The sequence below is a fragment of the Chloroflexota bacterium genome, assembly GCA_018825785.1.
Taxonomy (GTDB): domain Bacteria; phylum Chloroflexota; class Dehalococcoidia; order JACVQG01; family JAHKAY01; genus JAHKAY01.
The window spans coordinates 70,207-82,334 of the sequence record JAHKAY010000029.1; the positions used below are offsets into that span (position 1 = coordinate 70,207).

At 56.0% G+C, this 12,128-nt stretch carries 11 protein-coding genes; 1 reads left to right on the forward strand and 10 read right to left on the reverse strand.

Features of this window, described 5'->3' with window-relative positions; genetic code table 11:
• Positions 1-11 precede the first annotated feature (11 nt).
• From KJ624_04705 to KJ624_04745, 9 genes are all read right to left on the reverse strand, one after another.
• Positions 12-851: a VWA domain-containing protein gene (locus KJ624_04705; protein ID MBU2009127.1), complete on the reverse strand. Its 840-nt coding sequence runs from the start codon at positions 849-851 to the stop codon at positions 12-14.
• 242 nt (positions 852-1,093) lie between these two features.
• Positions 1,094-3,541, reverse strand: coding sequence for an AAA family ATPase (locus KJ624_04710; protein MBU2009128.1), 2,448 nt, complete (start codon positions 3,539-3,541; stop codon positions 1,094-1,096).
• Positions 3,538-4,671: a metallophosphoesterase family protein gene (locus KJ624_04715; GenBank protein MBU2009129.1), complete on the reverse strand. Its 1,134-nt coding sequence runs from the start codon at positions 4,669-4,671 to the stop codon at positions 3,538-3,540. The genes KJ624_04710 and KJ624_04715 overlap by 4 nt, the downstream gene beginning before the upstream one ends.
• Positions 4,672-4,886: 215 nt before the next feature.
• Positions 4,887-5,711 carry a TIGR02391 family protein gene (locus KJ624_04720; protein ID MBU2009130.1) on the reverse strand — a complete coding sequence of 275 codons (825 nt, stop codon included), beginning with the start codon at positions 5,709-5,711 and terminating at the stop codon, positions 4,887-4,889.
• Positions 5,712-5,885: 174 nt separating this feature from the next.
• Positions 5,886-6,803 carry a hypothetical protein gene (locus tag KJ624_04725; protein ID MBU2009131.1) on the reverse strand — a complete coding sequence of 306 codons (918 nt, stop codon included), beginning with the start codon at positions 6,801-6,803 and terminating at the stop codon, positions 5,886-5,888.
• An 89-nt stretch (positions 6,804-6,892) separates the two neighbouring features.
• Positions 6,893-7,408 (reverse strand): mismatch-specific DNA-glycosylase, encoded by a 516-nt coding sequence (locus KJ624_04730; protein MBU2009132.1) that lies wholly within the window; start codon positions 7,406-7,408, stop codon positions 6,893-6,895.
• A gap of 144 nt (positions 7,409-7,552) precedes the next feature.
• A complete protein-coding gene (locus KJ624_04735; GenBank protein ID MBU2009133.1) occupies positions 7,553-7,789 on the reverse strand; it encodes a hypothetical protein in 237 nt (78 codons plus the stop codon).
• A gap of 1 nt (position 7,790) precedes the next feature.
• Entirely contained in the window at positions 7,791-9,068 is a 1,278-nt protein-coding gene (locus KJ624_04740) for a hypothetical protein (GenBank protein MBU2009134.1), read from the reverse strand.
• A 213-nt stretch (positions 9,069-9,281) separates the two neighbouring features.
• Positions 9,282-9,947, reverse strand: coding sequence for a hypothetical protein (locus KJ624_04745; protein MBU2009135.1), 666 nt, complete (start codon positions 9,945-9,947; stop codon positions 9,282-9,284).
• A 376-nt stretch (positions 9,948-10,323) separates the two neighbouring features.
• Here KJ624_04745 and KJ624_04750 point away from each other — a divergent pair, with 376 nt between their 5' ends.
• Positions 10,324-11,118 carry an SDR family NAD(P)-dependent oxidoreductase gene (locus tag KJ624_04750; protein ID MBU2009136.1) on the forward strand — a complete coding sequence of 265 codons (795 nt, stop codon included), beginning with the start codon at positions 10,324-10,326 and terminating at the stop codon, positions 11,116-11,118.
• A gap of 174 nt (positions 11,119-11,292) precedes the next feature.
• Here KJ624_04750 and KJ624_04755 read toward each other — a convergent pair whose 3' ends face one another.
• Entirely contained in the window at positions 11,293-12,087 is a 795-nt protein-coding gene (locus tag KJ624_04755; protein ID MBU2009137.1) for an SDR family oxidoreductase, read from the reverse strand.
• Positions 12,088-12,128 lie beyond the last annotated feature (41 nt).

The window sequence follows — 12,128 nt, forward strand, 5'->3', positions numbered from 1 at the left end:
GCCCTAGGGCATCACCGCAGTTCGCGGGCCCTCGTCCCAATATCCAGGAATCTGATCACTGCAACCATATCGGCGTTGAAAACGAAACCTCGCGTGTCCTCGGAGGTTCGGAACCCTTCCTGCTTCGCAAAGGTGCGCATGTATTCCGGCAAGTTGCTCGACATTCCAAACAGCAGACGAGCATGCTGGTCTGGTAGTCCTTCCTCGGCGTCCGGAAACTCAATGGGAGCCGCCTTTTGTGACGAAATGTGCAAGTTGAACAGCAGAGCATTGCCGTCTGTACTGGAAAGCGCCCTCAAGGACCCGGCAGGGATTGAAGGGTCGCCGTCGGTCGCTTCGCCGTCGGTGATGTTGAGGAGTATAGGGGGGAAGCAGTCTGGATGCTGATTCAGCCATCCTTCAGTGATCGAATGCGCACGCGTTAGTGCCTGGCACATCGGAGTGGCCCCATTGGCAACGGCGTCAAACCATACCGGGAACCTCACCTTCTGGTCTACGAGGCCACCCGCTCCATCCTCAACCTTCTTTGTTCGTTCCTCGACCCGCGCTGGCGAACTGGCTATCTCGCTTACGGGGACCAATTCTTTCCCAGATAAGGCGCCAGCAAAAGCAGGACCGATGCGTGCCCCGTAGCCTATCACTCCGACCCAGTAATAATCTCGGACCCCTTCAGCTTTGGCACACTTGATGACGAGGTTCTGCAGAAGGTGATTGATGACGACCGCGACGCCATCCGCCTTCCGCTTACCTGACTCACCGACCCCGAATGGGTCGGCCATTGACCCAGACTGGTCGACCAAAAAGAGGAAGCACGAAGGATTCGCGCGGCTGATTTCAGCTGTGTAACTCATGTTCCCTCCCCTATGAACTTGTTCGAGATCAAGCTTGCCACAACATGTCACGGCTGTAAAGGCAATGGCCCGTCATCCCACTCGGCCAGGACATAATCCCATTGGCACTCAGGTACGAAAGTGACTTCAGAGGGAAGGTGAAAGCGTCTCGGTCTCAGCGCAACGGGAGGAGGTGTGCCGCCGAACTTGGCCCCCCCATGTACTTGAATCTTGAGAGGAAACCGGCCTCTTGACTCCACTTCTCAAGTCCCTTCCTTGTGGCCCAACCGCCTCTTGCCGGGCGCGGTGACTGAACCATCTGCCGCCATGATGAACGCCCTGCAGGTAGAATGCCCAGCTAGGGAGCCGCTGAACCACCTCATGATGTCAGGGTCCTTAGAAAGCAAGAATATCTGGGTTTCCTTTGAGAGGCGTGCGAGGAAATCCAAAGCTCTTGTCAGCCGAGGCTGGTCAAAGTTCACGAAGGGGTCATCCAAGAATAGGGGCACCCTTTCGTGTAGATTGCTCATCAGCCTAGCCAGTTCTATCCTCAGGAAGAAATACATCTGTTCTGTTGTGCCAAAGCTGAGTTTATCGGCGGTTATTATCTGCCCTGTCTCTGGCTCCTTTACGGCGACATTGAACTCGGCCGGGTCCACATACACAGTGGAATAGCGGCCGCCCGTCAAAGCAGCCACTTGCGCGCCGACCGCCTCGGCCAGTCTTGGTGCAAAATCGCGGTGAAGTTCGCCAGCAGCATCCTCGATCGCTGTTATTGCAGCTTCCAGAGATCGCCGAAGTAGCAGAAGCCTTCCAACTTCCCTCTGGTATCTGGCGATGTCTTCTTCTATCTCTGCACCTTCTCGGTGTGCTGACAAGCCCGCCTTGACCTTCTCGTCTCTTATCGCGATTTCGCGTTCCAGACTCGCCTTCCTATCGCCAAGATTGGTGCATTCCCCCCTTAGCGAATCCAAGGTCTTGTCCAGACGCAGCCCTGCCAACTCAGGGTTGGTGGCCAGAAGAGCATCCTTTTGTTGCTGCAAGTTCCTGTGCCTGCCTGCAAGCTCATGCGGGCTTTCCGTTCCCTGCACTTGGCTCTTTCCTTTTTCGGCTGCCTGGAAGTCGTCGTTCGCATGGTCATAGCGAGTCTTTCCTTCGTACGCTTCGTCAAACATGGCTGAGGCCTTATCAAAGTCTCTCTCTTGAATGTGTGCCCTCTGGAAGATGCCGAGCAGTCTTTCGCGCTCTGCATCCACCGCGGATTGGCCTTCGCCCACTTGCTTATTGAGAGAATTTAGCTCCGCAAGAGAACTGCCCAATTGAAAATAGCGAAGCCTCTTCTTTTCAAGCTCCTCCAGACTTTCAACTTCGTACCTCTTGAGCAATGCCTCCAGCCTAGTAGTGGCAAGAGTCTGCTCAGTCTGCAAGCTGTCAGAAGCTTGCCGAACGCCTTTCTTCTCCTGCTCGAGAATCCTCTTGCTCCTGGCTCGCTGCCACAACAACAACGGGATGCCGATAGGCGGAATCAAAATGGCGAGGGCAAGAACCCAAGTCTTCATTCTTGCGCGGCGGGTCTCTAGCTTCTCAAGAAGGCGTCGCTTTTCCTCAATACTCTCAGCCAATCGAATCAGTTCCTGTCGGATATCCTGAAGGTCACGGTATTCGGTATCCAACAGTTGTCCTATGGTCCCACTCAGCTTCTGGTGTTCGCTGATTGCCCCCACCTGAGCTAAGCTGGTTTCCTTCTCGGCTAGCGCCCTCCGCAGCTCGGAAACACGCCCAGCAGCATCGCTCAATGACTGTCTTCCCCTGATCGCCTGTTCGTGAAGACCCAATGGAAAATCGGAATACTTGCTGAGCCCGTCCCGTTTTGCTTTAGCTTCGTCCATACGCTGGTCTAGCTGGCCAATCGTTCGAAGGCGATCCTCAACATTCTCGATCTCTCTGCATATGACTGAGAAGCTAGCCCTTTGCAGGTCTCGTTTGCATTCGTTGAGCTGCCCGGAAAGCTCTTCTCTCTCGGCGGCTGCGTTCTGGACAGCCTCTTTCGCCTCCCTGTACTTTCTCAACTCCTCTTCGTACTCGCTCACCCGCCTCTTGGATACGGCGAATGGGGTCGTGCGGCTCCTATCGGTACCCACCCTCTGCCTGACGGCGCTGTCCAGGCTTTGGATGGCTCGTGCTGCCGAGATATCCCGTTTGCCTGTGTCGGCAAGCCCTACTATTGTGTCTCCGAGGGCACCCGTCGTGTCGAGTTCTGCAATAGCGCCCTGGCTGATGAAAGCGCTGGATCGGAATACGGGGTGAGACATTCCAAGCTGCTGCCTGGCAACCGGAACATTGCCGTGGCGGCCGACACCAAATTCGCTTGTGACATTCTGCCCGGTAGCGAGGTTGATAACCTTAGTTGGTACGTCGTCAGTCCCAAAGTCCCTTTCGATACGAAAGCACGTGCCGTCATCCAGGCAATACTCCAGGGTTCCCCCATAGCGTGCTGCGTGCCACGGGCGATATATCTCACGTCGTTCATTTTCTGCCTTAGTTGCCCGATCACCTTGGTAGAAGCCATAGAGCAACGTTAAGACGGCCTCTTGCAGCGTAGACTTGCCAGCCTCATTCTCACCAAAGAAGAGATTGACAGCAGGAGCAAGCCCCAAGTCCAGGTCACACAACTTGCCGAACCCCGCTATCTCCAGCCGCCGGATCTTCATACGGGTGCTATTTCCCTTCCGCCCAAGGCTTGCAGTCCGTACAGGAGCGCTCGCTCGATGATGCGCTTCTCTTCCTCCGTGCCACACAGCTCCAAACGCTTGAGCATCTTCCTCAAGAAGAGCCCTCTAACTGTGGATTCCTGCTTGATAGCCTCAATGTCGTAGCCAGGGTAGGTGATATCGTCGACATCCATGAATCGGAATGACTCGTGGCAGTCGCGAAGGATCGACTCCAAGTCTAGTTCGACATCGGGATGCAGCGCGCCCTTGAGCACGACGCGCACCAGGGACTTCCCAAGCTGGCTCTCGCCTCCCATTCTTCGGATCTCTTCCTTAATATCTTCTATTGAGAGAGCTTCGGTTAGGTCGACTTCTATCCTCCGATAGTCAACAGCATTGACCTGTATCAATCGGACGGATGCCCCACTGTCTTCTATCTCTGTGAGCAACACGTAGTGCGGGCCTTCCTCGTCAAACCCAAGCGGTTCAGGACTCCCAGGATAGCAGTAGAGCGCCTTGTCCTCCGGCAATAGTGACGCCCTGTGGTAATGCCCCAAGAGAGCAAGATTGACACCCGTGGTAGCCATCTGATCTGGCGTGAAGGGGCAATGGGCTTCTTTGCCAATCTGCACGCAGCTTGTGTCTGACGCGTGGAGGAGCAAGAGATTGAATCCTCCGCCTTGAACCTTGAAGCGTTCGAGCAACCTCCCTCGAAAGGATGGCGAATCGTGCGCTGCGCCCCAGAGAGTAATGTCAGGAGCCAGCTTGTGCGGAGACAATTCGGGAGAGGGGAAAATGAACACATTGGGAGGCCATTCCGCTTGCCGATAGGGACAGCCCGGCAGCAGTGGATCGTGGTTCCCTGGCGCGATGACGACCGGAAGGGCACCAAGGGTCCCAAACTGTTGTCTGAGGAAGTTCAACGTATCGGGGCTAACCCTGTCGTTCTCGTAGAGGTCTCCCGCGATGGTGATAGCGTCGACACGCAGTTCTACTGCCGTGCTGAGAATGCGCTTCAGGGCGTCGCGCAACTCTGCCCGGCGCTGCCTTGCCACGCTCGGGGACATGCCAGTGCGGGCAAAGGAGGCATCCAAGTGCAAATCGGCGAAATGCAATATCCGATATGCCATGCTACGCTGCTCTCCCTCGTTCCCTCAGGGCGTCACCAGTATACTTCAATCGGACGCGGTGTCATAGGCATGGGCACAATCCCTCATCAACCTTGGCCGTTCCAAAGAGCGAACGAACGCGAGAATTGTCCCTGTGGCCTATGCGGGACAGGGCAACGGCCTGCGTGGAGGCGTCGAGGGCCTCCGACCGTCCGATGCTCAAGGCACCCGCGCTCCTACGTTGGACGGGAAGTCCTGACGCAGCGGTCGAGACGGCGATGAAGATACGACGCAATAACAAGTAGATCCAAGGCGTCTTGCTCTGAAATGGGCCACCTAATCTTTGGGGCGTGCGCCGTGACGTTGCGAAAGACTCCAAACATGCCCTTCATCAGCTGCATCAGGCCGCTGTGCTCGCTGCGTTCGTTCTCAGTCCGAAGACTGTTGAATGCCAGAAGCGGCAGCCCTTGCTGCCCAATACCAAAGGCACGGTCGACCAGCTCGGAGCCGTCTCCGTCCACCTCGGCCATCTCCCTTATTCTGTCGGCCACGCTCTTCGTCGCCTCAAAAACCGCGTGAAAGTAGTTCTCCTGAAGTAGTTCCGGCTGGCAGAAGCGCAACACGCCAAGATGTACTCCTCGCCGGGCCAACTCTGAGCGAAGGCGCCCGGCAGCTTCTTCGGCTTCCGTCAGCGTATGGGCTGGTTGGGCACGCTGGCGTAATTTCCCGTCTTCACCCAAGGAGTAGCCACAGAAGGCGAGGATGGTATTGAGGGCACCGCGCCGCGACTCGAAAACGGGGCGGTTGGCGGTGTAACGCACGGGATTCATTGCCTCCTGTACAAATGCGCCCACGATGTTGCCCGAGTGAGTCTGCTCTTGAAGCTCGGCTAGAGCCTGAAAAAGGCGGTGTCGCTTGGTCATGGCAGGCATTGGGTCAGGAATGCCCAAGTGCGCCAAGAGGCTGCCTATCTCGCTACCTGTGAGCCCGGCCTGCGTGTCAGCGAGAACACCGCAGATACTCTCAAGTTCCGGCTGCCCAAACTCAGGAAGTGCAGGCACACCCGGGCCCTAGTGAGCACCCATTCCGGTTCATCTCCTGTAATCATATCACCACCACGTGCATGCCTCACTTAAAGAGTAGACCATTGTCAGTTTGGTTGAATCAGGTCGCGTGTTGGGACAGGCCCTCCCTGGATTCGCGCGGGGGCAAGGAAGGCAGGGAATCCTGTGTACCTATAGAGGATACACTTCTCCTGTATCCTCTGCCTTCCCCAAGGCTTCTATCGCTTTTCTGAGCACGCTTGGTGCAAACCTGTCCATAGCCTCATAATTGAGTGTCCCCGTATCGGATAGTCTCATCGTAGTCTCTATGTTGAAGAAGCCACACAGCTTCTGGAAATGGGCTCCCAGAAGCCATGCCCCCTTGTTGAAGGCTATTGGGTCGATTTCCTGCTCGAGGCAATGTCTGACTATCTCTCCAGCTATTTTCTCGGCGTCTTGGCTCGTGTTGACGTTGCTCCAGCACTTCTTGGCCAACTCCCTGACCCATCTGTCTACAGGCTGAACGCAGCAGAGGTCGCTATTCTCTGCATTATGCCAACCACCAAAATAGCTGCGAGCATCGCGGAGGAAAAGGGCTGCAATCTTGTGGCCTATCCCGTCGATTCTTTTCAGAAACTCGTATGCATCCCTCAGGGTCATCGATGTCAAGAATGTGACAACGTTTGGTTCCTCTTCGTCTCTCAGCTTCTCCAAGATGGCGTACACCGGCCCCTTCGTGTATTTCTCCATCCTCTCTCGTGTCTCCTCATCCCTATTAGCGACCCCCAGCAATCTCTTGAAATCACTCCACACCGCCTGTGGAAACCCCGGTTCGTCGTACTTGTTGGCGAACTTGGCGTTGACACCAGGGTCTCGAGTATCAGAAGCCCCGATACTCTTCAAGATGGCAATCCTATGTGCAACTGGATACCTGGGGTTCGAAAAAGGTCGTTCGTGTGCGTACATGGTGAAAAACATCATTGCGTCGAACGGCTTTGAACCAAGGGCTTGGTAGTCGATAGTGAGGCCAGCCCTCCTATCCCATACGCGCCTCGCCGCATCAAAGGTAGAACTGAACTCTTGTATCTTCTCAGCCAGCCGACCGTTCACATCCGACCTCCAAGATTCTCATGTGCCATCATCTTGCGATTACCTCTGATTTCGGGACAACCTCGCATGGTGCAATAGTACACACCCTTTCAGCCTGCCAGTCCAGCAGTCCTTCGCCTGCCCAGGGTAGCAGCAAGTTCCTTCCAAGGGGCCCCGTTCCCCCACCACCTGCGAGCAGCCGGAGATGTTGAAGGGAGCACCCACATGGCCGTGAGCCCCACAGATTCGGGCTGTTTCCCGTACTGCGCCGGGTGGCGAAAGAACGCTTCCGCAGCTCGTTTCCCGTTGAAGGCCAGGGCCTTGGGGGTGACTGCGTCTATCTTGCGGCGTAAGACATCTATGTTAGACTGCGAAACGCGGATGGAGCGATCGCTCCCTGCCTTGTCCTTCACCAAGTCTGTGAGCCCAACGCCAAATCCGAGAAGAGCGCGAAACTCATGAGGCTTCAGTCGGCGAGGAGTGAGGCCAATCTTGTGCAGAATGTCCCAGAACTGGTTCCGAGGCTCTGCGTAGTATGCCCCTTCACATGCCGATCTGGGCCCAGCGGCCACGCCGCAGAAGACCACCCTCAGACCCGGCTCAAGAACATCTTCTAGCACGTCCATCTCCTTCCCGCCTGATTCAGATGGACCGTCAAGGACGAGGAGTCCCTATGTCGAGTTACAGGCTCCAGGCCAAGACAGTCTGTCTGGCGACCTTGGCCGGTTCCCCGAGCCAGCTTCCGCGAGCCCCGGGGTTGCCAGGCACCGTCAGTCTCGAGAACATGCCCCACCCTCTACCTGAGGAAAACGAAGCACCTTGAGGTCCTCTGCATGCTGGCACTCAGACAGAAACTCCTCCCAGTTGCGCACGACAGTCCCGTTCACCGCAACGGAGTAGGGCATGCCAAACATCTCCGCCTCTGTAAGGGCCCCCAGCTCCGCAGTTCGGGACCGATGTCCCGATGCACAAAGGGTGACTATCGTCACCGTTCTCTTGGCCTTCATATCACTCCTCCTCCAAATGCCTGAGGTCTTCTGCTATGCGACCTATCGCCGCAACGGTGGCTTCCCGTGGAAATACCTGCTCCAGTATCTCCATGTGGCTCGGCTCCAACGTGGAAATCGTGCTTCTCGTCTCGGGGTCGGCAAGGGCCAGCATCTTGCTCGCTATCATATCGTCCAACGGCAACCGCAGAACAGAAGGGACCTGCGTGCACACCTCTTCACCGGCAAGCAGCACACCTGCATTCCTCGTTACAAGAACAACTCCGCCTGCCAGGAATCCATGCGGAAGGCGCACAAAGCCGAGTTGGCCCGCGATTATCTCTCTCACTCTGGACGCATTGCGACTAGCTTCGTCCCTCCCCTCGTAGACATCCCTTATACTCCGATCCAGGGCCGGGTGCTCAAGCAGAGGAACACCAAGCCAGTCGTGGAAACCGCTCAGATAGGCATTCAAGGCGACAAGGAAGCCAGGCAGGCGCTCTCCCACAAGCTGGCCTCTGAGAGGCCGGCGGGCTTCGATGACTTCGTATCTCTCTGGATGACACCTGTGTATCGGTCCATGACAGTCATCAGCAGGGTCATCGTACTCATGCCGTAGTTCCGAGAAGGATCTGGCTCCGGTCTCCCTTGCCTGGCTGGCCTGCACCATCTCTTTGAGGGTCATGTTCATCAGACTATCCAGGTTGCCGCTGGGAGACAGCAGTCGCGCCATTTCGCCGGTCACCTTCGCCTCAAGCTCTTCCAGCAGGAGCGCCTCTGCTCCCACGACTGGCCAATCCCGATAGGGGGGAAGGAAGGGCCTCAGGCCCTCCGAGCACCTGATGACCACGAGTTTGAAGTTGTCGGCGTGAACAGTGCAGCCCACCATCGATTGCACAAGCATACGGGGAAATCTGAGACCCCTGAGCGGGCCGTCGCAAAGCCATGCCAGTTGAGTGATGGCCTCCCCAACGCCATGCACTATGGTGATGCTGAAGACATTGTTGGTGGCAACTGCTAAGTCCGTGTGGTGGGTCCTTCCCAACGTCCCGTCCGAAAGGACAAAGACAGACCCCAGTCCCTCGAACTTCCATTCTTTGACCGCCGTGACAAACCTGAACTGCGCGCCATCTGTCAGCGTTACGGTCAAGTAGTCCGGGTGGCGGCGGCACCCGCTAATTGTTGGCAGGAAGGATCCCAGCGGAGGCGAGCCTAATGCCAGGAGGCCGGCGTAACCCCGAACCTCACCCAGGAGGTCTCGCTCCCTCTTGTCAACCGGGTCGGGAGGTTTCCGTGCCATGCCTATCTCCAACTCCCTATGGCCGAAGCGCGGGCGGCCAAGTCATAGTGTGACCCGCGGCTCAGTGGCATGTCAAGGAACAGTGTCCAGATACGATTGTGAATCTGAACGATAGATACAGAATCATGTTCCCAGAGGAGCCACTAATCCAACGTTATGGTTGATCGTCGTCCTCGGGTCGGGGCCAATGAACTATGGTCGTCTGTGCTTGCTTCATAGACAGGGCCCGAAGATGGAGATAGGTCCAAGGCTGCGGGAGAGCCTGTCCGAGATAACGCGCACAAGTGGGCTAACGACGAAGAGTATGAGCAGAAACAGACCAAGCAAGATGCCGAACGCTGAAAGCATGCGATTCCAACCCTTTCGACGCGCAAGCGGTCCAGCGACGGAGAAAGACAGGAGCCCTGCCCAGACCACTGTGATGGCTAGAAAGCCGTAGAGAACCGACAAAGCGGCCGGCGCTCCCCAGGTTACGGCAAGAATCCGGTACGAGATGATCTCATCGGGCCTAATGCCGGCTGTGACAGACGAGACCCACAAAGCCAAGCCGTAGTTCATCACCATGAGGAGTCTCTGCAGGAGAGCGTAGCCTGCCATGGAGAAAAGGAATAGGCTCCTAGAGGATGCCGCAGAGACGTATACCAAGGTCAGTACCAAAGCGACAAGGAGATTGACGGCGGGGCCGCTCGCAACTCCTGCTAGGTAGCGTGGGTCGAACTGAATGCCACCTTCTGGAGTCGCCTCGTTGAAATAGACGCATGTTGGGATGCCAGACAGGTGCCACGCAGTCGCGTGGCCCACTTCATGGAGAAAGTTCAGAAGGACAGCGAATAAAGTGAAGGGTAGAGAATATAGGACAACAATCAGACCGCGTTTCACCAGTGTGGATTATAGCAGAGACAGCTCAAGCAGCCTTCCGCTGAATGATGGCTTCGGATGAACAGAATTGTGGTGTGTTGGGCTGCGGAGGTGGCGGACGATTCCTCTCGTCACCAGCCCGCGCGACAATACGCCCTTTTGTTGTATCGCCCCTTGGTTCAAGCCTGTAGGCATGGGCCAGCCTTCAGACCACTCTGGTCTACCTCGAGATTCTTACCCGACCCCTGGGGGATATCGAAAGAGTCCTGCAAAGGCCGCATCGTAAGCTGGCTGGGACTGATTTTGGCCGATTGCACTCGCTTTGACAGCCAGGAACCAGAGGTCTAGCATTGTTTCATCAGGTCTTTGGAGTCGGCGAAGGAAGGAGGGTAGAACAATGCTGCAAGTTTCAGGGGCGGTTGCTGTCATTACGGGAGGGTCTGGTGGTATCGGTGAAAGTCTGGCTAGATGCTGGGTCAAGAATGGAGGCAAAGTTGTCTTGGCTGCGAGGAACCTTGAAAAGCTTCGTCGAGTGGAAGAAGAGGTAGCGGAAATGGGAGGAGAAGTGGTGGTCACAGCCTGTGATGTGACCAGAGAAGAGGACAACCATGCCCTCGCCCGTCTCGCCGTGGAGAAATTCGGGGCCATCAATCTCATCGTTCCTGCCGCTGGTATTATCAACGATAGCTTCCTGGTTTCTATTGACCAGGATACAGGCAAGGCGGCAGAGAAGATGTCGCTGGAACAGTTCCAGTCAGTGCTGGATGTCAACCTCACTGGTGTTTTCCTGACTGTGAGGGCGTGTGTCGTACAAATGATTAACCTCGGCTGCAGGGGACTAATATGTCTGATTTCTTCGACCGGTTCTTTGGGAACGGCTGGCCAGCTCAACTATTCATCAAGTAAAGCAGCCATGTCAGTGATGCCCGATGTACTTACAGCCGAGTTTTTCAGAAGAAATATTGCCGATAGAATTCGGTGTGTGGCGGTAGCGCCGGGCTATGTCGCCACACCCATGGTGAAGGCGGTCGTTCAGAAGGTTCTCGATAGAATTCTAGAGCAAGTGCCTATCAAGCGCCTGATAGAGCCCGACGAGGTGGCTACTCTGATAATTGACCTTTACCGCAACGAGGCCTGCGCCGGGGAAGTGTTTTATATTCATGGAGGATTACGCCTAGGCTCGAGAGGTTAGAATATTCGCCCAATGCAAAGTGGATGTTCTGGCTTCAGGGATAGTGGCATCACGAAAATGGTCCTCTGGGCGCCTCTGGGCGCCTACTGCCTCGGTCACGTCACTCTGGGCGAAGACGCACGGAAAGGTTCCAGCATCTCCCCTGGCAGCACCACGTCGCGAATGACGCCGGTCTTAGCCTCTCGAGCCCAGATGTAGTCCTCCATGAATATAAAACACTTCCCCGGCGCAGGCCTCGTTGCGGTAGAGCTCGCCTATCAGAGAAGCCACCTCTTCAGGCTCTACCAGGCGCCCGATGGGCACCTGCTCCAGAATTCTATCCAGGGCCTTCTGGTTCATGCCTTTCACCATGGATGTGGCGACATAGCCCGGCGCTACTGCCACACACCGGACTCTACCGGCAATATCTCTTCTGAAAAACTCGGCTGTGAGTACTCTGGGCATCACTGACATGGCTGCTTTACTTGATGAATAGTTGAGCTGGCCAGCCGTTCCCAAAGAACCGGTCGAAGAAATCAGACATATTAGTCCCCTGCAGCTGAGGTTAATCATCTGTTCGGCACACTCCCTCACCGTCAGGAAAGCCCCTGTGAGGTTAACATCCAGCACTGCCTGGAACTGTTCCCGAGACATCTTCCCTTCCACCTTGCCGGTCTCCCTGTCAATGGCAAGCATGAGGCCATCTTTGATAATGCCGGCGCAAGGAACGATGAGGTTGATGGCCCCGAATTTCTCCACGGCGAGACGGGCGAGGGCATGGTTGTCCTCTTCTCTGGTCACGTCACAGGCTGTAACTGCTACTTCCCCCCCCATTTCGCCTATGTCCTTTTCTACGCGTCGAAGCTGTTCTATGGCCATGTCAGCTAGGACAACCTTGCCTCCATTCTTGACCCAGTGCTTGGCCACAGTCTCACCAATACCACTACCCCCTCCGGTGATCACAGCAACCGCCCCTGAAATCTCCAGCATCGTTCCTACCCTCCTACAGCACTATCTTGGCTGCTACAACA